The organism is Rhizobium sp. PP-CC-3G-465, assembly GCF_004343445.1.
Classification (GTDB): Bacteria; Pseudomonadota; Alphaproteobacteria; order Rhizobiales; family Rhizobiaceae; genus Ferranicluibacter; species Ferranicluibacter rubi.
On record NZ_SLYH01000001.1, the window covers coordinates 440,194 to 464,504 of the forward strand.

General features: G+C 63.5%; 20 protein-coding genes. 10 read left to right on the forward strand and 10 right to left on the reverse strand.

All coding sequences use genetic code 11. The features are described 5' to 3' along the window. The first annotated feature begins 10 nt into the window (after positions 1-10). Positions 11-703 (forward strand): ParA family protein, encoded by a 693-nt coding sequence (locus C8J33_RS02045; RefSeq protein ID WP_132662921.1) that lies wholly within the window; start codon positions 11-13, stop codon positions 701-703. 139 nt (positions 704-842) lie between these two features. Here C8J33_RS02045 and C8J33_RS02050 read toward each other — a convergent pair whose 3' ends face one another. Continuing rightward, complete coding sequence (locus C8J33_RS02050; protein WP_132662922.1) at positions 843-2,144, reverse strand: NAD(P)/FAD-dependent oxidoreductase; 1,302 nt, start codon at positions 2,142-2,144, stop codon at positions 843-845. A gap of 244 nt (positions 2,145-2,388) precedes the next feature. Further along, positions 2,389-3,780, reverse strand: coding sequence for a L,D-transpeptidase family protein (locus C8J33_RS02055; protein ID WP_110799226.1), 1,392 nt, complete (start codon positions 3,778-3,780; stop codon positions 2,389-2,391). A gap of 203 nt (positions 3,781-3,983) precedes the next feature. Between C8J33_RS02055 and C8J33_RS02060 the strand changes: the two genes are divergently transcribed. Further along, the gene (locus C8J33_RS02060) at positions 3,984-4,823 is read left to right on the forward strand and encodes a DUF4432 family protein (RefSeq protein ID WP_422037322.1); all 840 of its coding nucleotides are present in this window, start codon (positions 3,984-3,986) and stop codon (positions 4,821-4,823) included. 76 nt (positions 4,824-4,899) lie between these two features. Further along, the gene (locus tag C8J33_RS02065) at positions 4,900-5,241 is read left to right on the forward strand and encodes a TIGR01244 family sulfur transferase (protein WP_092934460.1); all 342 of its coding nucleotides are present in this window, start codon (positions 4,900-4,902) and stop codon (positions 5,239-5,241) included. Positions 5,242-5,328: 87 nt separating this feature from the next. Here C8J33_RS02065 and C8J33_RS02070 read toward each other — a convergent pair whose 3' ends face one another. Continuing rightward, the gene (locus tag C8J33_RS02070) at positions 5,329-6,219 is read right to left on the reverse strand and encodes an alpha/beta hydrolase (RefSeq protein WP_245507124.1); all 891 of its coding nucleotides are present in this window, start codon (positions 6,217-6,219) and stop codon (positions 5,329-5,331) included. A gap of 222 nt (positions 6,220-6,441) precedes the next feature. Between C8J33_RS02070 and C8J33_RS02075 the strand changes: the two genes are divergently transcribed. Beyond that, complete coding sequence (locus C8J33_RS02075; RefSeq protein ID WP_132662926.1) at positions 6,442-7,494, forward strand: ribonuclease T2 family protein; 1,053 nt, start codon at positions 6,442-6,444, stop codon at positions 7,492-7,494. A gap of 151 nt (positions 7,495-7,645) precedes the next feature. After that, entirely contained in the window at positions 7,646-9,295 is a 1,650-nt protein-coding gene (ettA, locus tag C8J33_RS02080) for an energy-dependent translational throttle protein EttA (RefSeq protein ID WP_110799222.1), read from the forward strand. A 303-nt stretch (positions 9,296-9,598) separates the two neighbouring features. On the opposite strand, the gene C8J33_RS27865 is transcribed toward ettA, so the two are convergent. Next, entirely contained in the window at positions 9,599-10,114 is a 516-nt protein-coding gene (locus C8J33_RS27865) for an AAA family ATPase (protein ID WP_132662928.1), read from the reverse strand. Positions 10,115-10,268: 154 nt separating this feature from the next. Between C8J33_RS27865 and C8J33_RS02090 the strand changes: the two genes are divergently transcribed. Beyond that, the gene (locus C8J33_RS02090; RefSeq protein WP_132662930.1) at positions 10,269-11,282 is read left to right on the forward strand and encodes an ArsR/SmtB family transcription factor; all 1,014 of its coding nucleotides are present in this window, start codon (positions 10,269-10,271) and stop codon (positions 11,280-11,282) included. Further along, a complete protein-coding gene (gene metF, locus C8J33_RS02095; RefSeq protein WP_132662932.1) occupies positions 11,283-12,197 on the forward strand; it encodes a methylenetetrahydrofolate reductase [NAD(P)H] in 915 nt (304 codons plus the stop codon). It abuts the gene before it with no gap. Positions 12,198-12,673: 476 nt separating this feature from the next. Here metF and C8J33_RS02100 read toward each other — a convergent pair whose 3' ends face one another. Continuing rightward, entirely contained in the window at positions 12,674-13,612 is a 939-nt protein-coding gene (locus C8J33_RS02100) for a DMT family transporter (protein ID WP_132662933.1), read from the reverse strand. Between the two features lie 349 nt (positions 13,613-13,961). On the opposite strand from C8J33_RS02100, the gene C8J33_RS02105 reads away from it, so the two are divergent. Further along, the gene (locus C8J33_RS02105; RefSeq protein WP_245507040.1) at positions 13,962-15,254 is read left to right on the forward strand and encodes a cation:proton antiporter; all 1,293 of its coding nucleotides are present in this window, start codon (positions 13,962-13,964) and stop codon (positions 15,252-15,254) included. A gap of 68 nt (positions 15,255-15,322) precedes the next feature. On the opposite strand, the gene C8J33_RS02110 is transcribed toward C8J33_RS02105, so the two are convergent. The 4 genes from C8J33_RS02110 to C8J33_RS02125 all read right to left on the reverse strand — a co-directional run bounded on the left by C8J33_RS02110 (position 15,323) and on the right by C8J33_RS02125 (position 19,707). Continuing rightward, positions 15,323-16,582, reverse strand: coding sequence for a lytic murein transglycosylase (locus tag C8J33_RS02110; protein ID WP_132662935.1), 1,260 nt, complete (start codon positions 16,580-16,582; stop codon positions 15,323-15,325). 144 nt (positions 16,583-16,726) lie between these two features. Next, positions 16,727-17,527 (reverse strand): GH25 family lysozyme, encoded by an 801-nt coding sequence (locus C8J33_RS02115; protein ID WP_092934446.1) that lies wholly within the window; start codon positions 17,525-17,527, stop codon positions 16,727-16,729. A 243-nt stretch (positions 17,528-17,770) separates the two neighbouring features. After that, the gene (locus C8J33_RS02120) at positions 17,771-18,421 is read right to left on the reverse strand and encodes a class I SAM-dependent methyltransferase (protein ID WP_132662936.1); all 651 of its coding nucleotides are present in this window, start codon (positions 18,419-18,421) and stop codon (positions 17,771-17,773) included. Positions 18,422-18,426: 5 nt separating this feature from the next. Then, the gene (locus C8J33_RS02125) at positions 18,427-19,707 is read right to left on the reverse strand and encodes a DUF3419 family protein (RefSeq protein WP_132662938.1); all 1,281 of its coding nucleotides are present in this window, start codon (positions 19,705-19,707) and stop codon (positions 18,427-18,429) included. 234 nt (positions 19,708-19,941) lie between these two features. On the opposite strand from C8J33_RS02125, the gene C8J33_RS02130 reads away from it, so the two are divergent. Together C8J33_RS02130 and C8J33_RS02135 are read left to right on the forward strand one after the other, a co-directional pair. Next, entirely contained in the window at positions 19,942-21,345 is a 1,404-nt protein-coding gene (locus C8J33_RS02130) for a putative bifunctional diguanylate cyclase/phosphodiesterase (RefSeq protein ID WP_132662939.1), read from the forward strand. Positions 21,346-21,570: 225 nt separating this feature from the next. After that, the gene (locus C8J33_RS02135; protein WP_165929711.1) at positions 21,571-22,935 is read left to right on the forward strand and encodes a serine hydrolase domain-containing protein; all 1,365 of its coding nucleotides are present in this window, start codon (positions 21,571-21,573) and stop codon (positions 22,933-22,935) included. 149 nt (positions 22,936-23,084) lie between these two features. Here the strand turns inward: C8J33_RS02135 and C8J33_RS02140 are convergent, their stop codons facing one another. After that, on the reverse strand, positions 23,085-24,119 hold the full coding sequence (locus tag C8J33_RS02140; RefSeq protein ID WP_132662943.1) for a lytic transglycosylase domain-containing protein: 1,035 nt from the start codon (positions 24,117-24,119) through the stop codon (positions 23,085-23,087). Positions 24,120-24,311 lie beyond the last annotated feature (192 nt).

Consider the following 24,311-nt stretch of genomic DNA (forward strand, 5'->3'; position numbering starts at 1 on the left):
CGAGGTTTCCATGCCAGTCATCACATTCGCCAACACCAAGGGCGGCGCGGGCAAGACCACCGCAGCGCTCATTCTCGCAACCGAATTGGCGCGCGCCGGCAACCGCGTGACGGTGCTCGACGCCGATCCGCAGCGCTGGATTTCGACATGGCATGAGCTCTCGGGCCGCGTTCCGAACATCGACGTCATCTCGGAAATCACGATGGCGTCGATCCAGGGACACATCATCGAGAACCGTGGAAATACCGACTATTTCATCATCGACCTCGCCGGCGCGCGCAACAGCCTGCTCGCAACCGCGATCGGCCTTTCCGACCACGTGCTGATCCCCATCCAGGGCTGTTCCATGGATGCCAAGGGCGGGGCGCAGGTTCTGGAACTGCTCGCCCAGCTGGAGAAGCAGGTCGGCGTGCGCATCGATCATTCCGTTGTGCTGACCCGGGTCAGCTCGCTGGTGACGACACGGGCGCTGCAGGTGGTGAAGGTGCTTCTGGCCAGCCGCAACGTGCGCGTTCTGCAAACGCCCATTGTCGAGCGCGCGGCGTTCCGCGACGTGTTCGATTGCGGCGGGACGCTGCAGACCATGGACCCCGCCCGCGTTAGCAATCTCGACAAGGCGCGGGAGAATGCTCGCATGTTTGCCGAGGAGGTCCGCCGCCTCGTGCCACTCCACCTCACCCGCGCCTTCCGCCGCGCCGCCTGACCCGCCAGTCAGGACGCGGCATCTTCGGTGTCGCGTCCTAAAGCGTATCGCGATCTCTCGGATTCGCTGAAGACGCTTTAGGTCCTTGTTTTTCGCATGTCGTGGTCGCAAAACCGCTTCACACTTTTGCGCGACAGCTTTAGAAACGTCGGTCGATCAGGTGCTTGGCCTGTGCGCCGACATGGTAGAAGGCCGACTTCACCGTCCGCAACGGATCAGGTGTGAGCGGCGTTTCATCAAGCGGCATTGCATAGGTGCCGCCGGTGATGTGATGGGCGAGCGCCCGGCCGAACACGGTGCCGGGCGCGATGCCGCGGCCATTATAACCGCTGACCGAGAGAACATCGGGCGCCACCGTGTGCAGGCGGGGCAGGGCGTTGGTGGTCATGCCGATGCGGCCATCCCACCAATATTCGAAATCGACATCGCCGAGCTGCGGAAAGAGCGCCGTTAGCGAACGTTTTGCGAAAGCACGATGCGTACCCGTCGCCAGCGTATCGAGACGGCCGATGCTGCCGAAGATCAGGCGGTTCTGCTGGTCCATGCGGAACGAGGTCATCACCATGCCGGTATCCCAGCACCCCTGCCGTTCCGGCAGGATCGTTGCCGCGACATTTGCCGAAAGCGGCTTCGTCGCGAACTGGAAATAGGGCAGGATGGTCAGCTCCGTCGTTGGCGCGCTCCAGGGCATACCATCGACCAGCGTGCCATAGGCGTTGGTGGCGAGAACGACTTTAGGCGCGGTCACGCTGCCAGCCGGGGTTTTCAACACCCAATCATTCCCCCGGCGGGTGGCGCCGGTCAGCGGCGTCTCGGTGAAGAGGCGAACGCCGGCTTTGACAGCCGCATGCGCCAAACCCCGCGCATAGGCTAGAGGCTGGATCGTGCCGGCACGGCGGTCGAGAAGGCCGCCTGCGAAACCCTCGGCGCCCGTGAGCTGGCGCGCGCGATTCGCGTCGAGCACCTCCACCGGCGCGCCGAAGCCCGCCCACTGCGCCTGCCGGTCGGTAATGTCGGCAAGGCCTTCGGCACCCACGGCCATATGCAGCGTGCCGTTGCGAACGGCCTCGCACCGGATCTCGTGCCGGGCGATCAGATCGAAGACGAGGGCCGGACCATCCCCGAGTGCGTGCAGCAGGCGCTCGCCGGGCTCCTTTCCGAGCGAGGCGATGAGATCGGCTGGCTTCGTCCACATGCCCGCATTGACGAGCCCAACATTGCGTCCCGATCCGCCGAAGCCGATCATGCGGGCTTCGATGAGGACGACCTTCACACCCTGTTCCGCAAGGTGCAGCGCCGCCGAAAGGCCGGTGAAACCACCGCCGATCACGGCGACATCTGCCGTGACCTCCGCCTGCAGGGCTGCGGTCTGCGGCGGGGGCGGTGCGGTTGCATGCCAGAGGTTCGGCCCGATCTTGTAACGCGCGCGTTCATCCGCCATGCGGCAATCCTTGTCGTATCGCTAGGTCGTTCACCGCAGAGATAGCCGATCCCCGGCGCCTTGCGTCATGACAATAGCGGATGACGTGATGAGCCCGCGCGATCCGGGTCGCCAGCTGACCGACGATCATCCCGAGATTTTGCGGGACATCCGGTCGGATGTCCCCGACACTTCCGGTTTCCGAACACGCCTGCTGCCGTTGCGGAAGCCGCTTTCCCGTGTCGATGCGGCCAAGTTTGGTCGCCTATTCGAGGAACTCCACCGTCGTGCCGACGCTCACCATCTTGGCCAGTTCCGTCGCATCCCAGTTGGTCAGCCGCACACAGCCATGGCTCTGTGTTTTGCCGATCTTCGACGGTTCCGGCGTGCCGTGAATGCCGTAGGTCGGCTTCGACAGCGCGATCCAGACCGTGCCGACGGGGCCGTTGGGGCCGGGCTGCAGGGTCAGGACCTTGTCGTTCTCGCCCTGCTTGAAATTGATCTTCGGATTGTAGGTGTAGCCGGGATTGAGCGCGATCCGATCGACCTGCACGGTGCCGGAGGGTGACGGCGTATCCGACGAGCCGATCGTTGCGGGATAGGCCGCAATCAGCGCGCCCGCCTCGTCATAGGCGAACACCTGCTTGCGCGCCTTGTCGGCGACGACGCGCGTGACCTTGCCCGTCTTCGGTTCGCCCGGATTGATGACCTTGATGATTGTCCCGGGAATCGTGAAGTCGACGCCGGGGTTCAGTTCGCGCAGATAGGCCTCGTCCATATGGAAGCGCTCGCCGAGCATTTCCGTCGTCGAGGTGAAGGACATGTGCGGAAGCAGAGCCTTGTGGGCGTAGTCTTCCGGGATTTCCGCGACATAGGGCCCTGCCGCATCCGCCGCGGTGATGGTGTAGCTGGTGATCGCGAGCCCGCCGCTGAGGCGCAGGCGCTCCAGCGTGTCGTCCGTATTGTTCGGATCGAGCGTTTCCCCCGTCGCCTGCTGCCAGGCTTCGATGGCCTTGGTGACGTTCGAGCCGTTCTTGCCGTCGATCACACCGGGAGAGAAACCTTCCCGATCGAGGAAGACCTGCAATGCGGTGATTTCCGCGCTGGACTTGCTGGTGATCGCCGCTGCACGGGGCAGGGTGGTGCCTTGCGATGCCGTCGGCTGTTCCGGCGGCAGTGCGGCCATGTCGTTTTCGTCTTGCGGAGCGTCCTGGCCTGCGGTCGGAAGATCGCCCCGCTCGACGCCCGGAGGCACGAAGTTGCGGTAATCCGGCACGCCATTCGCGCCACCGCGCTGCCGAATATAGGGACGTTCGCCGTAGGCTTCGTTTCCGAAGGTCCTGTCGCGGGAGGGCTGGCCGCCGAAGGCTTCGTCGCCATAGGGTTCCGCGCCGTAAGGATCCGGCGGCGGGCGGCGGCGGCCTTCGTTTGCGGCACGCGATCCCATGACCGTTGCGACGATGTTGCCCCAGTTATCGACCAGTACCGTGCGGCCGCGCGCATCGCGCATCACCCGCACGTCGCCGTTCTCGGGCACATAGTCGAGAATATCGCCCTGCGGCGTTACCAGAACCTGATCTGGAGACAGCGCGATGCGGGACTGCGCCGCAGCCGGTGTGGAAACCGGCATGAGGCCGGCCGCCACGAGGGCGGCCATGAGGAAAGAAGGGATACGTCTCGGAGCGATGGTCACGACAAGAACCTGTTGATGGGCGGGCCGACCCGCGAGCTACAAGCGGAATGGGACGTTAATATGAAAAGACTGAATTCAACGTTAAAGAACTGCTAACCATATGCCGGGCAAGACGGCCGACGGCAAGAGAGACGCCTCGAGCGTTCCGAAGAGGTGACGATATGCGCATGGACGGAAGCCACGACGGGAAAATCGTGACGCTGCTTCTCGATCCCGCATCGGCGATGGATGTCGCGGCGCTGGTGGTCGACGGGATCGATCTCTCGCCGGGCCACGCCATCCCCTCCGACGGCGATCCGCGCATCGACCAGGCGCTGAAAGGCTTTCTTTTTACCTGCGGTCCCGACCATATCCGGCACCCCGAGCCGACGGCGAACGGCGGACGCTATCCGTTGCATGGCTCCCTGTCCGGCACGCAGGTGCCGACGGAAACGCTGACCGCGACGGAGAGCATGTGCCTTGCGATCGTCGATATCCGTCTCGTCGATGGCGGACGCGCGCGCCTGACGCGCAGATGGTCGATGACGCAAGGGGCCGTTCATCTCGAGGATCGAATCGAAAACATCGGCGGGGCGCCGTTCCCGCCCATGTGGATGTATCATCTGAACATCGCCGGTCGGTTGTTTGACGACAACACCCGCATCCGGGGAGATATGATTCCAGATGGATCGCAGGGCTGGCGATTCGGTGATGGCGAGAGCGCGCATGTGCTTTTTCCGGCGGCCGCTGATGATGGTTGGGCGAGGGTCGGCATCGGGCCATTCCCGGCGCTGGGACATCGCACCCTTGAGGTCCGGTTCAAGACCGACAGCCTGCCGTTCCTGCAGATGTGGCGCTGCCAGCGCGGTGACGCCGATGTGGTCAGCATCGAGCCGGCATCGCACAGGATCGCCAAGCGTTCGGCGCTCTCCGAAAGCGGTGCGTTGTCCATGCTCATGCCGGGTGAGGCGATTGCCTATGAACTGATGTTCGGCCTCATTGATGACGCTTCGTCCGGCAAGGTGTGATTGACGTGCGCGGCAAAGGCGTCCTACATCTTCTTCAACGAAGGTTGCGGCACGCCGCGCGCCGAGGAGAACTTGCATGGACGACATCCGCCCGATCAACGATGAATATTCCGTAACCGGCCAGATCACGGCCGCCGACCTCGACCAGATCAAGGCCTTGGGCTTCAAGTCGATCGTCTGCCACCGGCCCGATCACGAACAGCCCGGCCAGCCGGATTTTGCTGAGATCGAACAGCGCGCGCATGCACTGGGCATCGAAACGATGCACATCCCGGTCGGCCCTGCCGGCGTTACCGCCGACGCCGTTCATAAGATGGTCGATGCGCTCGATACGTTCCAGCGGCCCATTCTCGGCTACTGCCGCTCCGGCGCGCGCTCGACCGCGGTTTACCAGCAGACGCAGCATATTCGCGGATAAGGTTGCTGGATAATCTTATCCTTCGACCGATTCCGGCTTAAGGAATTCTGCAGCAGGCGACGGGGCCTCCGGTGCCCCGCAACGCCTTCATACCGGTGATGGCTCGTCTCTTTTTTCAACGACACTCAGGCACCAGGCTGAAAAGTCGTCGATCGCCTGCTCGCGGATGGTGTCGTTCAGCGTCTCATGGCGCGCGCCCGGGTAAATGGTCGCCGTAACCTCTCGCAGCCCCGCCGTTTTCATCCGGGCTTGCAGCCACCGCATGGCCTTGCCCTTCTCTGTGGCCGGATCTTCTCCGCCGCCGACAAGGTTGATGGGCATGCCGGGCGGCAACTGGCCGAGGCGGTCAGGCTGGGCGCCCGCGTAGCTCATGCGAAACAGGTCGATCCAGAGCGAAACCGTGACGTCGAATCCACAAAGCGGGTCGGCGATATAGCGATCGACCTCTGCCGGATCATGTGAAAGCCAGTCCAGATCCGTTCTGCGCGCCGGTATCGTCCGTGCCCACGTTCCAAACGAGAGGCGGTCCACGAGCGGGCTCGGAACGTCCGAGCCTTTCAACATGCGCTCGATGGCCAGCAATCCCTGCCCGAACCGGCCGGCAAGGCCCGGGTTGAAGTTGGCGTTCCAGACGGCGAGGCCGTCATAGAGCCCAGGCTCTGCTTCGGCTGCATTCAATGCGATCAGGCCCCCCATCGAGTGCCCGAAAAGGATGACGGGAAGACCCGGATGCCGTGAAACCGCATGGTTCCTGACGGCGGCGACATCCGCCAGAACCGCGCCGATCCCGTCATCGGGCGCAAATCTCCCCTGCAGGTGCGCAGCACTTCGCGTGGCGCCATGCCCGCGATGATCGTGCGTGTAGACCGCAAAGCCCCGCGCCGCCATGGCCGCCGCGAAACTCTTGTACCGCCGAGCATGCTCTGCGAGACCATGGTTGATCAGAAGCACGCCGCGCGTCCCGCTGCTTGCAGCCATGTGGTAGAGCGCAAGATCCGCCCCGGACGGACTTGCGAGCCGACCCTCCTCGAATGCCACTGTCACCACCTCCCCAAGCCGTCCCAGACCGCCACTATCCCGCCCGGAAACAGGTTCTGTCAATATGAGGATCATCTAAAAAATTCGCCACCGTACATAAATCGTGCTTGCGTTATTCCTGTTTTAGTCCTCTATTGATCATGGTTTGTTCTGGAGGTTGAGATGACGTCAACATATATGGAAATGATGGTGATCGCTCTGAAGCGAGGGCTGCGCACCTTTCGTCCGGTGCTGGTATCCTGCGCTATCATCACGGCAAGTTGCGCTGCGTATGATGTGCATGCCGCGGAGTTGGCTGCTCCTCGAGCGGCGATCGGGCAGGAGGCGCCCCGCCTTGCCGACAGCACATCTTCCGTCGGGGCATCCGGGGTCCTTTTCAGCGCGACGCCAGCTCTCCCCGTTGCAGCGGAGGCCTCACCGCCAACATCTGTTCGGATACAGCCTGATCCCTCCGTCACGCAGAGGGCCGATACGCGTCCGCCGGTGCCCGGCAAAACCGGCTTCGTCCTCGGTCTCAGCTGGCTACCCGCCTTTTGCGAAACCAGGGCGAAGCGGCCGGAGTGCGTTGGGCAAAGTGCCGAGCGCGCGGACGCGAAGCAACTCACGCTCGCGGGGCTCTGGCCGGTCCGCAACAGCTTCTGCAAGGTCTCCGAGGCGCTACAGGCCGAGGATCGCAAGCGCGACTGGTTAGCCTTGCCGGCCGTACCGCTGTCGGCGGACGTCGCGACCAAGCTTGCCGCTTCCATGCCGGGTACAGCCTCGGGCCTCGACCGTCATACATGGCTGCGCAGCGGCACCTGCCAGGTTCTCGATCCCGACGCGTATTTTTCCCTGCAGATCCGTTTGCTGGACGCCGTCAACACGTCGGTTGTCGGCGCGCTGTTTCGAAGCCGGATCGGCAGCGACATCACCGAGGCCGAGGTTAAGGCTGCGTTCGACCAGAGTTTTGCGGCCGGAGCCGGGGATCGTATTCGTCTCCAGTGCCGGCAGGTCGGTGACCGTATGCTGGTCACGGGGCTGACGATCGGTCTTTCCGCGACGATGGAAGAGATGTCGGATCTCGGGGCCCTGATCCATGCGGCAGCGCCGACGCGTTCGCGCTGCAGTGGCGGCGTGGTGGATGCAGCCGGCCGGGTTCGTCCCGAACGTCAGGCCGTTGCTGGGCAAATGGCGCCCGGGGCGAGCGGGGCTGCCAAGCTGGTTGACGTTCGCTAGCGATGGAGCCCGGCGGCGGCCTCTGGAGCTCGTCGGGCACGCGCTTCCGAAGGGTATGCGGGTGGAAATGACGGCGAGCGTCATTGCTCCCCCGGCGCAATTCGCCTACATAGCGGGCCAAATTCCAATTCCCGCGGAGCATTGATCGAGCATGGCGCGTCAATTTATCTATCACATGGCCGGGCTGAACAAAGCCTACGGCACCAAGAAGGTCCTGGAGAACGTCCATCTTTCGTTCTACCCGGACGCAAAGATCGGTATTCTCGGCCCGAACGGTGCCGGTAAGTCGACGGTCCTGCGCATCATGGCCGGCCTCGACAAGGAATATACGGGTGAGGCCTGGCTGGCCGAAGGCGCAACGCTCGGCTACCTGCCGCAGGAACCGCATCTCAATGCCGAGAAGGACGTGCTCGGCAACGTGATGGAAGGCGTGGCCCATAAGACGGCCGTGCTTGAGCGGTACAACGAACTGATGATGAACTATTCAGACGAGACGGCCGACGAAGGTGCGCGTCTCCAAGACGTCATTGACAGCCAGAACCTCTGGGATCTCGACAGCCAGGTCGAAATGGCAATGGATGCCCTGCGCTGCCCGCCGGCCGATGCCGACGTCACGGCGCTGTCGGGCGGTGAACGCCGCCGCGTGGCACTCTGCAAGCTGCTTCTGTCGCAGCCGGACCTTCTGCTTCTCGACGAACCGACCAACCATTTGGACGCCGAAACGATCGCCTGGCTCGAAAAGCACCTGCGGGAATATCCGGGTGCCGTCATGATGATCACCCACGATCGTTACTTCCTCGACAACGTCACGGGCTGGATCCTCGAGCTCGACCGCGGCCGCGGCATTCCGTACGAAGGCAATTACTCCGCTTACCTGCAGTCGAAGGCGAAGCGCCTGGCTCAGGAAGGTCGCGAGGACGTCGCCAAGCAGAAGGCGCTGTCGCGCGAACAGGAATGGATGGCGTCCAGCCCCCGTGCCCGCCAGGCGAAGTCGAAGGCGCGTATCCGGGCCTATGACGAGTTGGTGGAAGCAGCGGAAAACCGGAAGCCCGGCGAAGCGCAGATCGTCATCCCGGTCGGAGAGCGGCTGGGGACGGTGGTCATCGAGGCCGAGAACCTTTCGAAGAGCTATGGCGACCGCTTGCTGATCGACAACCTGACGTTCAAGCTTCCTCCAGGCGGCATCGTCGGCGTGATCGGGCCGAACGGCGCCGGCAAGACGACTCTGTTCCGCATGATCACGGGTCAGGAAACACCGGACAGCGGCTCGATCACCGTCGGTGAAACGGTCGATCTCGGCTATGTCGACCAGAGCCGCGACTCGCTCGGTGGCGACAAGACCGTCTGGGAAGAGATTTCCGGCGGCAACGATATCATCAAGCTCGGCAAGTACGACATGAACAGCCGCGCCTATTGCGGTGCGTTCAACTTTAAGGGCGGCGATCAGCAGCAGAAGGTGGGGTCGCTCTCGGGCGGTCAGCGTAATCGCGTGCACCTCGCTAAGATGCTGAAGGACGGCGGCAACGTCATCCTCCTCGACGAACCAACCAACGACCTCGATACCGAAACGCTCTCGGCGCTCGAAGAGGCTCTGGAAGCGTTCGCAGGCTGCGCTGTGATCATCAGCCACGATCGCATGTTCCTCGACCGGCTTGCCACACATATCCTCGCTTTCGAGGGCGACAGCCATGTAGAATGGTTCGAAGGCAACTTCGAAGACTACGAAAAGGACAAGGTCCGTCGTCTCGGCCCGGACTCCGTCAACCCGCGCCGCGTCACCTATAAGCGCCTGACGCGGTAACCGCCGGTTCGCAGAAATCGCTTCGAGCGTGCCGTTTCTTCGGGAGCGGCACGCGGACAGTTATCAAGTGTGTCGATTGCGCGCGAGATAAGGCGTGACTCAGGCCAGACATCATGTGCCTCTGGGTAAAGCTCATGCGTTCGATGTGAAGCACGGTGGTGACCTCGTAGGCGTATCGTTTGCATTGCGAGTGTTATTCGGCCTGCACTGCACGACTCTTAGATCGGAATGGTTTCAGGATAAACTTGCGCCAGCTTTAGAGTGTTGCGGCGTCCCTGAGCGCGTCAAATATGACGCAGCACCTTAGGGCGTCGGCCTTAAGCTCTGAATGTGAGTTGCAAGTTGTCTTGCCAGCGCATCCGGGTGGGAGATCGCGGTGTCCAAGGTCAGATCGGGTGGCACGTCCCATGGATCGTAGCGATGTGTCACGATCCGATCCCATGATGGTTTGACCAAGCCGATGACATCGCTTTGACGGGTTTCGGCGCGGCGCCGGTGTTCATCGAGATCGCTGCAGATCAGGACTACGTCGAGCGCCATTGTGCCTGTCTCTGCCGCGACGGACCGCCATGCCTTTCTGGATGCTTCGACCGGATTGACGCAATCGGCGACGACAATGTGGCCAAGACGAAGGTTGTCGGCAGCAATGGCTTGGGCGACGACATATCCGAGCGGACTATCTTCCTTATGACGGTGGTCGGAGTGGAGAGCATGCTCGATCGTGTCGATGCGGAGATGGACGGCGTGCAAATGGCGGCAAACGCGGGTTGCGATCGTCGTCTTTCCGATTCCTGGCAGGCCTGAGAAAACGATAAGCATCGACACACCACGTGCTTTGGAGCCGGTTGGACAACGTTAGTATCCTACGTTTCATGACCGTCCTGTCCATGACGGATATCGTCAAGCCCGTCTTTCCGCTTGCAGGTCTCCCATTTATCACATAAACATATCTTTATGTGTTGATGGGAAGAGCATGATAAACGAGACCGGATTGCGGCTGGATGAGGTGGTGGATGTGCTGAAGGCGGCGGGGGAGCCGACGCGCCTGCGGTTGCTCGCTCTTCTGGCTGCCGGAGATCTGACGGTGACGGATCTGACCGAGATTCTCGGGCAGTCGCAGCCACGGATTTCCCGTCATCTCAAGCTCCTCACGGAAGCCGCCCTGATCGACCGCTATCAGGAAGGGGCCTGGGCGTATTTTCGCCTGAGGGGGCAGGGACAGAGTGTCGCGCTGGTCCGGCAGATCTTGGGCGCGGCGGATGGCGACGATGCCGTTCTCGCCCGCGATAGCGAGCGGCTGACCGCGCTGAAGCAGGCCCGGTCCGATCGTGCGCAGGCCTATTTCAGCCGCAATGCCGCGGAATGGGACGCCATGCGGCGGTTTCATGTGAGCGAAGCGGAGGTCGAGGCGGCGCTGGTTGGCGCCGTCGGACCGGGGCCGGTGGAGAGCCTGCTCGATTTGGGAACGGGTACCGGGCGCATTCTCCAGCTCTTCCAAGGTCTCTACCAGACCGCCACGGGCGTGGATGCAAGTCGCGACATGCTGGCGGTCGCGCGTGCCAACCTCGATCGCACCGGGGTCTCCACGGCCTCCGTGCGCCACGGCGATATCTTCAACCTGCCACTCGATGGCCGTCAGTTCGATCTGGTGACGATCCATCAGGTCCTCCATTTTCTCGAAGCGCCGGAAGCGGCGATCGAGGAGGCGGCGCGCCTGCTGGCGCCCGGTGGACGTCTGGCGATCGTCGATCTTGCGCCCCATGCGCTCGAGCATCTGCGTCAGGATCACGCCCATCTGCGTCTTGGCTTTTCGCATCAGGTGATGGGAGAATGGCTGGAAATGGCCGGTCTTTCCGTCCAGCGCGCCATCGATCTTTCGCCAAAGGCGGCACAGGATACACCGCTCACCGTGACCATCTGGATTGCGGGGAAGCCCGCCGATTCCTCTGCCGACCAGACCCGACGTCTTGCTTCAGGAGCCCGCTGAATGTCCACCCGCACGCTTTATCCGGCCGAGCGCGGCGATCTGCGCCTCTCCTTCGAGTATTTTCCGCCGAAATCCGACGAAATGGATGCGCAACTGACGCGGACGGCTGCGGCCTTGAACGCGTATACGCCGGAATTCGTCAGCGTCACCTATGGGGCGGGCGGCTCCACTAAGGCGCGTTCGCTGACCACGGTTCGCCGTTTGCTCGACGATTGCGCCATTCCGGGCACGGCGGCGCACCTCACCTGCGTCGGTGCGACGCGGGCCGAAGTCGATGCCGTCGTCGAGGAGTTCGCGGCGGCCGGTGTCCGGCATTTCGTGGCACTGCGCGGCGATCCGCAGGGCGGCATCGGTGCGCAGTACCAGCCCTTTCCGGATGGCTATGAGAATGCGGCGGCGCTCGTAGCTGCGCTTTCCCGCAGCGGCCGGTTCCAGATTTCGGTTTCCGCCTATCCCGAGAAGCATCCGGAGAGTTCGGATGTCGATGCCGATATCGACATGCTCAAGCGGAAGGTCGACAATGGCGCGACACGGGCCTTGACCCAGTTCTTCTTCGACAACAATGACTTCGAGCGCTATCTGGAGCGTGTTCGCAAGGCCGGCATCTCGATACCCGTCGTTCCCGGCATCCTGCCGATCAACCAGTTCGGGCAGGTTTCGAAGTTTGCGGGTCTCTGTGGCGCGCGGATTCCCGAAGCCTTGTCGGCCCGGCTTGCTCATCTCGACGAGTCTCCGGAAGAGCGTTTCAAGGAGGCGACGCATATTGCGGCCGAGCAGATCGTGGATCTCGCGCGCCGCGGTGTTCGGGATTTTCATCTCTACACGATGAACCGCTCGCCGCTGATCACGGCCGTCTGCGATCTCGTGGGTTTCAAGCGTACGGATGAGGCAGTTGTCGAGGGTGCTGCTGCCTGAAATTGAGCCCGGACGTACAAAAGCCCTCGAAGGTTCATTTCGAGGGCTTTTGCATGCCAGATCAGGGAGACGATATCCTCCCGTCCCACGCTGAGAGTTTCCCGTCGGCCTCCATCCTCAAGGCCACCGGAATTTTCATCTCCTCCTAGATGAAGAGCATCATCGCAACGAATGCGAACGAGGCACCTATCATGAGAACATTCACGGACCGTGCGATTCCCATTCAACCCTCCAAGCGTTAACGCGTGAAACATAGGTTGAAAATGTCACACCTCCAAGGAAATCTTGTGCTGCACTGCGGTGGCTTGAGAGGCGGAAAGGTGCGCAAAAAGTCTAGGTCCTTGCGTTTGCTGATCTAATCCGCATTAACGGATTGTTCTCAGCTGTTAACAACTTCCTGCGCCAGGGCGATGATCGTTAACGCCTGCGGCCGAAATGCGACAGATCGGATGACAATGTCCCGTGTCGCGTGATGTCTACCGCGTCCTGCTGCGGGCCAGCAGGCGCCCATCCAGCACGATCAGGCCGGCTGCAATCAGCGTCATGCCGCCGATGTCAGTGGCGTCGAGACGCTCGCCGAGGAACACGAGCCCGAAGAGGAGGGCGCTCGGCGGCACCAGCAGGGTGACGAGCGAGGTATTCGTCGCGCCGGCCCGCGCCATGATCCGGAAGAACAGGATATAGCCGTAGGCGGTGGAGACGAGCGCCAGCGCGAGGATGGCGAGGATCGTCGTCATCGGCGGCATCGCCAGCGTCCAAGGATGATCCGCCAGCAGCGAGACGGGCAGCATGATCAGGCTCGAGGCGGTCAACTGCCCGGCGGCGGTGACCGGAGGCGCGAGCGCCCTGAAGCGGCGGCCATAAATGCCCGCAAGGCCATAGCTGATCGCGGCGCCGAGCGGCAGGAGCAAAGCCCAGAGCGGGATGCCGGCGGAGGTTGCGCCGAGATGGCCGAGAGCGCTCGGGCCGATGAGGAAGACCGTGCCGGCAAGGCCGAGTGCGGTGCCACCCAGTTTTCGCGGGCTCAGCTTTTCGTCGTCGGTCAGTGCGTGGGCAATCAGCACGGTCCAGATCGGCGTTGTCGCATTGAGGATGGAGGCGAGGCCGGCACCGATCTGCGTCTGCCCAAGGAAGATCAGGCTGTGCGGGATTGCATTGTTGATGAGCCCGAGGACGAGGAACGCACGCCACCGTGCGATGAGCTGGGCGTAGATGTCGAACCGGCCGCGAATGAAAAGATGGAGTGCTATCGCGGCAATGGAGACGCGCAGGAACACCAGCGTGAAGGCGGGAACGTGCTGAACGGCGATGCGGCCGAAGAAGAACGAGGCGCCCCAGATGAGCCCGAGCAGCGCCAAAAGGCCCCACGTAAGCGGCGTCATCCGCGTTTCCACCGGTGTCATCGCGATCGACATGCTGCTTTCCCCTGCCTCGCCTGAATGTCCGCTCCAGCATTCCTACCGAGGACACGATCCGGGCTGTAGCGCTTTGCGCGTGCGTCCTCCACCCGTTTCTTGCGTTGCTCAGCGTTGCTCGGCAGGAAGGGCAGGAGCATCGGGCCGCCGATGTCCCGATGGGTTGACCTTGCCGGCTTGATGTCGATCATGACGGCATGTTCGCATCGGTTGCCGTATACCGGTGGCGCGCTGAGTCGATGCGCATGGACCGAGGGAGACGACGCTGCAGCCATCATCCGCCGCACACACGGCCGCAGAGGCGGCCGGTCATGGACAGGATCTTGTCTCGATCGCGCTGGTCATCGCGGTGGCCGCCCTTATGGGGCTGGGCTTTTTGCGACTGCGCCAGCCGCCGCTCGTCGGGTTCATCCTGGCCGGCGTCGCGCTGGGGCCGACAGGTCTCGGGTTCATCGCCGATAGCGCCAATGTGACGCTGCTAGCGGAGATGGGCGTGATCGTGCTCCTGTTCTTCATCGGCATGGAGCTCTTCATTCGCGCCTTCATCCTCAGCCTCCGTCAGGCCTTGCTGGTTGCCGGCGGGCAGATCGGTGTTTCCGTCGGGGTGGCTCTGCTGGTCTCGGCGATATCCGGCACGCCGTTTGCCGAAGGGCTCATTCTCGGTTTCGTGGTTGCGCTGTCCTCCACCGTCGTTGCGATGAAGATGCTCGACGATCGCGGGGAACTGCGCAGCGAGACCGGCCGTATCGCCGTCGGCGTGCTGATCGCGCAGGATATCGCCGTCGTGCCCATGCTGATCCTCGTCACCAGCCTCGGCGGTGCGGATAGCGGCGAGATCGGGATGCTGCAGATCGCGGTCAAGATGCTGCTTGCGATCGGGCTGCTCGGCGGTTTGCTCTGGTGGCTCGGGCGTCGGGGCAAGCTGCGGCTACCGTTCAGCGCGGCTATCGAGGACAAGGTGGAGATTCTGGCGCTGGGCGCGCTTGCGGTCTGCTTTTCCGCGGCGGCGCTTTCGGGCGTTGCGGGCATGTCGCCGGCCTATGGCGCCTTTCTCGCCGGCATCGTCATTGGCAATTCGACGCTGCGGTCGCGGGTTATTCCGGTCATTGAGCCGATCCAGAGCGTGCTTCTCGTCGCCTTCTTCCTGTCGATCGGGCTCCTGATCGACCTGACCTTCATGGCCGAGCATCTGTTTCTGGTGCTCTCGCTGGCCATCGTGGTCATCGCGGCCAAGACGGTGTTGAACATCGCGCTGTTGCGCCGCACCGGTTCGCCGCCGCAGGTGGCGCTGGTAGCCGGGCTTTCGATGGCACAGATCGGCGAATTCTCGTTCGTGCTGGCGGCCGCAGGCCTGTCGGCCGGGGCGCTCGATCTCGATGCCTATCGCATCGCCATCGCTGTCACGGCCCTGTCTCTGCTCGTCTCTCCGCTCTGGGTATCGATCATGCATCGGTTGGACGGGCTGGCCGCCGAACACCGGGAGAGCTACCGCCACGCCTTTGCGATCGCCTATGCCCGGGAGCTTGCCGAGGTGTCGCGCGGCGGGGCGGCGCTTGTGGGGATAGGGCGGGCGCTTCGCGTCCGCTATCGCGCGCTGCGGCTTGCCCGGCAGCATCGGCGTGATCGAGCTGACGGGGCGTGATCGCATAACGCGAAACGCCGCGGTCGTTTCCAACACGCGGCGTTTAGTAGCCTCAGGATTGCAAGGGCTTACGGCAGGGCGTCGAGAACGGCCTGCGTCGCCCAGCCATCTGCGGGGATGCCGAGGCGCAGCTGTTCGCGCTGCAGCGCGGCACGGGTGCCGGAGCCGAGAATGCCGTCGATCTTGCCGACGTCATGGCCGATGGCATCGAGCTTGGTCTGCAGCACCTTCATCTGCTCGTCGTTCAGGCCCTGTTCCGGGTTGCGTGCCTCATAGGGCGGCGCGCCGGCGAGGCGGGTGGCGAAGTAGGCAGCCGAGGTCGTGTAGATGAACGACTGGTTCCACTCGAGATAGATGTTGAAGTTCGGGTAGGTCATGAACGCCACGCCCTTGCGGCCCTGCGGGATCACCACCGAGGCGGGGAGGTCGCCGAACTGCGTGTTGCCGTCGCGCGGCTTGACGCCGAGTGCGAACCACTGTCCCGTGGTCATGCCCGGCTGGAGGCCCGTCTTCTCCCAGGGCAGGTTTTCCGGCAGGGTGACTTCCTGGATCCAGGGCTGTCCGGCGGTGTAGCCGAGGCTCTTGATGAACTTTGCCGCCGTCAGGATGGCGTCGGCCGAGCTTTCCTTCAGATTGACGTGGCCGTCGCCATCGCCATCGACGCCCTGCGCGATGATGTCTTCCGGTAGCATCTGGACCTGGCCGATTTCGCCGGCCCAGGCACCCGTCGTCGTCGCCGGATCGAGGTCGCCATGCTGGACCATCTCGATGGCGGCGATCAGCTGCGGGCGGAACATTTCCGGTCGGCGGCAGTCATGGGCGAGCGTGACCAGTGCGTTGCGGGTGTTGAAGTTGCCCTGCACGGCGCCGAAGTCGGTTTCCATCGCCCAGAAGGCGGTGATGACAGGGGCGGGCACGCCGTATTCCTGCTCGGCGCGGGCAAAGACGCTGGCATATTCCTTCATCTTCTTCGCACCGATATCGAGCCGCGCCTTGCTGACGGTGCGGTTGGAGAATTCGGCGAAGGTCTGCTTGAAGACGCCCTGCGCCCGGTCGCGGCCAAGCACCTTCTCGTCGATGACGGCACCGGCCAGTGCGCGGTCGACCACGTCGGCCGGAATGCCCTTGGCGACGGCTTCCGTCTTCACGCCGCTGAGGAAGGCTGCGAGATCGCCACCGCAGGGTGCCGCCGGCGCCGCAGCGGCCGGAGCCGCGACCGGCGGTGTCGCGGTCTGTGCCGATGCCGTTCCCGAAACGGCAGCCGATGTCAGAAGCGCGAGCAAACTGGCGGTGACGAGGCGGGACGAGAGCGGGCGTGTGCTAGGCATAGGTGGGTCCTTAAAGACGGTTCGGGCGATATGACGGCAAACAGGGGCCGCCGATCACAGGACCGGCGGCGTCAGGCCGATTTCACACGGCAATAGGGCGGAATGAAGAGCGGCGGCCAACGAAAAGCAGCAGGCACAGGGCCGTCAGTTTCCGGCCACCTGCTTCGGCTCGGAAACGGCCTTCACCCACTTGCGCCAGTTCTTCTCGGAACCTGCGAAGACGTTGATGTCGGTGTTTCCGGAAATGCCGGGGATCTGGCCGGTGCTGGTATATTGCCAGAAGGCCCAGCGGCGATCCTTGTAGATTTCGACCGGGTGCTTGGCGACGGAGCGCACCCAGAAATGATGCTCGTTGAACTGCCCGACGAGATTGTCGCGGTGGAAATCGACAGAGGTATAGATGATCGGGCGCTTGCCGTAATAGGACTCGAGCCTGTCCATGAAACGCTTCATCTCGCTCTGGACGGTCAGCGGCGAGGGGCGGTAGCGGCAGGTCTTGGACTCGCCGTTCCACTCCACGTCCAGCACCGGCGGCAGGTGAACTGCGCTTCTGGGAACGTTGCGGATGAACCAGTCGGCTTGCTCGTCGGCTGTCGAGCAGAAGTAATAGAAATGATAGGGCGCGTAGGCGATGCCGGCCGCGCGGGCCTTCGGCCAGTATTCCGAGAAACGCGTGTCGACCACGTCCTTACCCTCGGTCGCCTTGATGAAGGCGAAGGACACGCCGGACTGCTTGACGGCTGCCCAGTCGATATCGCCCTGCCACTTGGACACGTCGATGCCGTGAATGCTGTGGTGCTGTGGCGTGCGATCGCCGAAATCCTGCGGGTCCTTGTCGTGGAAACGCGGCGGTATGGATGCCGTCTGTACGAGATCGTAGTCGGTGGACGTGCACGCGGACAGGAGCGTGACGATCGGCAGAAGAGCGAGGAGCAGCCGGCGCATGGAGTTCCCGTTCGTTGATGATGGAACGTTGTGCCTCACCCGTGACTGCCCATTCGTGCTGACCCCCCGGAGACCTTGAACCCCATTTTCATCATATCAACGTAAAAATTGGGTTAGTTTCAAGCCCTGATCGTAGCATAGCGTTCGTGGCTTGTGTCAGACGGCCCATTCGGGCGGCCTGATCCGGCGAGGTTTCCGGCCTTCAGGTGCGTTTTGCGCCGGTCCCGGCGGTTGGGAGAAATGTCATGTGCGCCGGCAGGTGATGAGCCAGGCATAGCCCCGGCCGATGGATCGGGTCTCCGTGATCATGCCGCGCGCATGAGCCTTCGCAGCGACGATCGACATAAGATGCGCCCGTGGCATGACGTGGAAACGGGTGAGCCAAGCCGTGAGGATGCGGCGGGCGATCGGCGGCAGGCCTTCCTGCTGACCGAAATCCGCGATGTGCAGGGCGCCACCCGGCGCGAGCGTGTCGAGCGCGGTCTCCACGGCCTTCTCCCAGTCGGGAATCATCGACAGGGCGTAGGAGATGACGACGTGGTCGAAACCCTCGACTCCGAAGGCGCGTGCGTCGAAATCCGTGGCATCGGCCGTCTTCAGGATCGCATTGCTGTCGGCGAGCGCCTTCTCGGCGGATATGAGCATTTCCGCCGAAATATCGAGGCCATAAAGCTTTGCACGGGGGTAGCGCTTGGCAATCAGCGCCAGATTTCGCCCGGTGCCACACCCCACTTCCAGCACGCGGGCACCGCTTGCGGCGCCCAGCTCTTCGATGAGCGTATCCCGCCCGAAGAGGTAGTATTTGCGCGTGGCGTCGTAGATGTGACGCTGGGTGCGGTACATCCGGTCCATGCGACCGGCATGCGCGCTGTCGGAAACCATGGCGTCGCGCATGCGGCTCACGCCTGCCTGCGGTAGATGTGGAAGCCGCCGTAGATTGCCGAGCGGTCCTTGACGTTCAGGGCGCCAGACCTCGTGCGGTCGTAGTGCCAGTGTGAAAGCAGGCTTTCCGACACGCGGCCTTCGAGGATGCTGCGTTCGGCCGCGGTGCGGAAGATGACGATGGCGCCCGGAGCGGCGGTGCGGGTGATCTCGGTCCAGAGGTCGTTGAGCTGCTGGTCCGTCATCCAGTCCTGCGCATCGAGAAGGACATAGCGATCCACCGTGCCCGACTGCTTGCGCGCGAGGAGATCGGTAAAGCTTTCGTGATGGACGTGCACCCGCTCCGCATTGTCGCGAATCGCCTCGTAGGTCTCCGGCTGGAGATGGAGCGGCAGCATGCCTTCGTGCGGCAAGGGGTAGCGGCGGCCGAAGGCCTGCCAGGCGAAGTAGTTGTGTCGAAGCGGGAAATGGCAGACGAGCTTTTCCAGCCGGTGGCGAAGCACCGGCGCCAGCGTCTTCTCGGTGCTGAGGCTTGCCAGCTCGTCGAACTGCTGCGGCGGGATGCCGAGGCCGAAGAGGGAACTCTTGCGGCCCGTCAGCCAGCGGATCAGCGGACGCTCGAACAGAGGCGCAAGGCGCTCGTCGAAGAACTGGCGTTGCTCGCGCAGGGAGCGGGTGGCGACAAGCTCGGAAGGATCGACGCCATGGGCGCGGGCCAGCATGTGGCTGAGCCAGATGAAGCGCCCGAGCAGGCCGGTGCGATAGAGATTGGCGCCGAAGACGGAGATGCGCCGGCGACCGTTCAGCTTGCGGCCTTCCCAGTAGCTGCGCGTGGACGCATCGAGATGCGGCGCGATGAAACGGTCGTAGGCGGCGACGTTGGACGTTAGCTGTTCGCGGGCAAGGAAGCGGACGAGGTCGCTATGCGCGGGAAGATGGCGGAAGGCGGCAAGCTTCAGCCGGTTCAGCGCCACATGATGCCTGTTCAGATCCACGACATCGATGCGCTCCGGCGTGGCGGAGAGATAGGCGAGCATATTGCAGCCGCCGGAGCCGATGGTAACGATGTGGTGCTCCGGGCGGATCTGCATCGCCTCCATGTCCACGGCGGGGTCTTCCCAGATCTGGGGATAGACGAGGCCGGAGAAGAGAAGACCGAAGAGACGCTCCGACAGTCCGGACGCCGTCAGCGGCTGGTGCTGGATCAGCGCCTTGCGAAGCTTCTGGTTCTTGCGCCCGCTGGGCGCATCCGCAACGCGCGGGGAGGAGACGAGATCGATGGGCGCCAGATCGGTCATGGTTAACAGCCGTTCGTTGAAGATGCGACGCTTCTAGGATGCTTGCGCAACACTTTCGTGACGCGGGCTGTGGACCTCCGTTGCAACGCCCGGATCGTTTACCAAACCTTCAGAGTCCGCTTGGCAGGCCGCTGCAGATCAACCAAAAGTATAGCTTGGCGACGTCTGCCGGTCGTCTAAACGGCTGCGGAGGGTGTGGCGCCCGCGAAGCAGGTGATTCCTTTTGGAAAGAACATGATGTTGACGTGGCTGCAGAAGAGACGATGCGAGCGCAAGAGCGTGAACGACGCACACGGCGACCGCGACACGGCGGCGGCCGGCAACCCGACGGCGTCACCGATCGCACCGATCCTGCACATCGATCATCTCACCGGCATTTCCAACCGTTTCGCGCTCGAACACGACCTGACGGCGGTGTTGAGCCGTCCGCAGGGTCAAGGGCGAGGTGCGCTGCTGCTGATCGACCTCGACAGGTTCAAGTTCATCAACGATGCGATGGACCATTCTGCCGGCGATGAAGTGTTGATCCGCATCGCCAAGCGTCTCTCCAATGTGCTGACCGGCGTCGGAACGATCTACCGGCTGGGCGCGGACGAATTCGCGGTCCACGTTGCCGGATCTCCGTCCCGTGGCAAGATCGAGGATATCTGCGCGACGATCAAAACCGTTCTGGGTACGCCCTTTGAGCTCACGGCCGGCGAGGTCTGGATCGTGGGGAGCATCGGCATCGCCGTGCCGGCCCCCGAGGACGTGTCGATGTCGGCGCTGTTGCGTCGCGCGGATCTCGCCGTGATGAAGGCGAAACAGATCGCCGGCAACAGCCATGTCTTCTACGAAGCCGGCATGTCGGCCGAGGCATCGGCCCGCTCCGAGTTGGAATACGATCTCTCGCGGGCGCTCGACCGGAACGAGTTCTTCCTCGAATACCAGCCGATCGTCTGCTCGGAAACGCGCATGATCAAGGCTTTCGAAGCGCTGATCCGGTGGCGGCATCCGCAGAAGGGCGTGATCGCGCCCGACCAGTTCATCTCCATCGCCGAGGCGACGGGCCTCATCCTGCCGATCGGCAATTGGGTCATTCGCACGGCCTGCGAGGAGGCCATGCGCTGGCCGTCGCCGATCGGCGTTGCCGTCAATGTGGCGGGCGATCAGTTCCGCGATCCGACCTTCCTGCCCTATGTCCGCGATTGCTTGCGCCAGTCGGATCTCGCGCCCGAGCGCCTGACGATCGAAGTGACCGAGTCGATCTTCTCGGTCGATCCTTCCATCATCTCCGACAGCCTGACGGAACTCCGGGCGGAGGGCGTGAAGATCGCGCTCGACGACTTCGGCATCGGCTTTTCCTCGATCAACAATCTGCGCCGGTTCCCTCTCGATCACCTGAAGATCGACCGGTCCTTCACCGCGGCCATGCTGGGCAGCAAGCGGGATGCGGAGCTTGTCGATATCATCCTGAAGCTCGGCTCCACCTTCGATGTGTCCACGACGGTCGAGGGCGTGGAAACGGAACCGCAGCTGGAATATGCGCGCTCGCGTGGCGCCAATGCCATACAAGGCTTCCTCATCTCGCGCCCCGTGGCGGCGGGCGATGTTTCGGCCATTCTGGACCGCAACCGCGTGCACCACGCGAAAGCCTGAGCCAAGCGACCATCGGTCCTGCGGGTTGCGCTCCCCCCGTCGAAACGGCCATAGTGGTAACGGCGTCAGCTTGGGCGCGGCGTCTTGCCGCCGCCCGGCTTCCGCCCGCGCACGTTACCGCTTCTGTCCTGCAGAACGTGACGTCGTGGCAGCTTCATTTGCTGCATGGCCTGCCGTCCTGCCGCTTTGGCCGACTGCGGGCGTGCAGTCATGCGGAACCGGATCATGCGCAGACGCACGTTTCTCATGTCGATGGCCGGCGGGCTGTTCACGCTCGTTGCCGGTGTCGGCACCTGGCTGACGGTCGCTCCCCCAGACCTCCTGAAGCTCGGCGACAGCTATGCGGCAAAGATGGTCTGTTCCAGCCTGTTCGTTGCCGGACGCAATGCGTCGGAGGTTCTCGCCGACGACGTGCAGGCGCCGGGCCATCCCTTGCTGCGCTTCATTCGCGTGTCCGTGGACGAGCAGCGCAAGACCGTGACGGCGCGGATGTTCGGTTTTGCCGCACCCGGGCACGCGATCTTTCGCGACGGCCTCGGCTGCTCCAACGTGACCGACGGGGCCTTTGCGGCCTTCCCCGGCAACCGGTCGCTGCGCCGTCGTAGCGTGGAGCCCGACACAGCGCAGCCCTGGCCGGATGGTGGCGCGCTGGTGGCGGATGCCGGCGTTCAGGCGCTGATCGAGGACGACCAGCGGGCAGGGCCCGGGCTGCGCGGGCTTGTCGTCATCCGCGGCGGGCGGATCATCGCCGAACGCTACGGACGCGGCTTCTATGCCTCCACCCCGCTTCTCGGTTGGTCCATGACGAAGACGGTGACGGCGGCGCTCATCGGCTTGCGCGTCCGAGACGGGCAGATGGCGCTCGACAAGGCCGACCTCCTGCCGCAATGGCGCAACGACGAGCGCAGCCGGATCACGCTGTCGGACCTGCTCGGCATGCAGAGCGGCCTCGGTTTCAACGAGAGCTATGGCAGCGTGACGGATGCCACCCGGATGCTTTTCCTCGAAAACGACATGGCGGCCTATGCCGCGTCGAAGACGCTCGACACGGCACCGGGCACGCAGTTCTCCTATTCCAGCGGCACGTCCGTCATCCTCTCGCGCCTTTGGATGAATTCGTTTGCCAGCCCCCGCGAGGCGCTGACGTTCCCACGCGCGTCCTTGTTCCGGCCGCTCGGCATGAGCAGCGCGATCCTCGAGCCGGATGCGCATGGCACCTTCGTCGGTTCGTCCTACATGTATGCGACGGCGCGGGACTGGGGGCGGTTCGCGCTCTTTCTGCTGCAGGATGGCGTCTGGAATAACGAACCGATCCTGCCGCCGGACTATGTCCGCCTGATGCGCACGGCGACCTCAGCCTCCAACGGCCGGTTCGGCTCCGGGCAGGTGTGGATGAAAACGGGGCCGGAGGCTCAAGGCTTTCCGAGCGACGCCTACTGGATGCGGGGGCATGACGGGCAGTCGATCCTGCTTGTGCCCTCGATGAAGCTTGCCGTGGTCAGGCTGGGCCTGACGCCGCGCCTGATGGGCTATGACGACAGCGTGCTCCATCGCGACATTATCGCCGCGCTCGCGAAGCCGCAACCTTGAGAGGGGCTGTGGCGTTCGGCGTTGACATGCAGGGAGTGAAGGGAGTGCCGAAAGGATCAAGCGGCTGAGCCTGAGATCCGGTGCGATGCTCAGGGGGACGGAAGCGTGAGCCAGCCGTCAACCGCAGGTCGGCCTTCCGGGACGTGCGATCAGCGCATGCCGAGGGTGTCGAGCAGGCCCTTGCGCTTGGCGTGGTAGTAATAGCCGCTGGCATAGAGCTTGACGGCATTGTCGTTCTGGTTTTCAGCCACGACCCAAGCGCCGCGCAGATACTGCGTCGCGTACTTCAGGTTGGTTTCCGCATCGAACAGGCCTTCCGGCGGGCCGTCATAGCCAAGGCCCTTGGCCGTGTTGTAGCGGATCTGCATGAGGCCGTAATTGCCATTGTGATAGGCGCGGGGATTGTAGGTGCTCTCGCGGCGGACGACGCGATGGACCAAGTCTTCCGGGACGCCGTTCAGCTTGGCATAATGTGTGATCAGCTTGTCGAGTTCGGGACGCGAGCTCGTCGGCTTTTCGCGGCCGAGGAGGACGCTGGCTGCCGATTCCATCTTGGAATAGGCGACGGAAATCAGCTGCGGCTTGGCGGCGGGAACGATCATGCGCTTGGCGACGAGCGTTTCCAAGCCGACCGGTTCGCCCGTGTCGAAATCCGAATCCATGGCGCCGGCGCTGGCGATGGTCGGCTGTACCGGAACCTTGCGCACGGTGATCATCGCGTTTGCGGTTTCCGGCAGGGCGTCGGTCGTGGTGCGGGCGAGAAGCGGGTTGGTAGCTGTCGTCGCTTTGGCCGGAGCCAGCGATGCGACCTCGGTATTGGCCAGTGCCGTCATGGCGGACGGTGTGGCCGGCGCAGTCTTTGCGGCCTCTGCCGAAGCGGTGGCCACCGCTGCGTTGGTCGTTGCCGCGGCAATTCCGGGTGCGGTCGCAGAGGGCGTGGCCGAAGCGTTGGCCGTCTGGGCGGCGAGGGCGGCTGCGGCCGTGGTGGCTGCGCCATCCGGCGTCGGAAGAGCGTAAGCCGTCATTTCCGTTCCGGGCTTGGCAAGCGGCGTGACCGACTGCGCTGCCATCAACTGCTCCATCGGGGTGCGCTCGACGCTCGAGCAGCCGGCCATCAAGGTCGCCGAGATCAGTGCACATGCCGTAAGAGATTGTTTATGAACGGAAAGACGTGAAACTGCCATGCTGTCGCTTTCGTGCTTTGTGGCCCCGTAGCCTTACCAGTGCTGCAGCCAAAAGCCGCCATGTCGTGCCCGTCATTAACCTATATGAAGGCCGGTCGCAAGCGAGGGCGGGACATGGGCCCTGTCGGCGGATGTTTCCACAGGCGCGAAAGCCCGGAAATGCGGGCGCCGGAGCCTCTGTTTTTCCAAGCC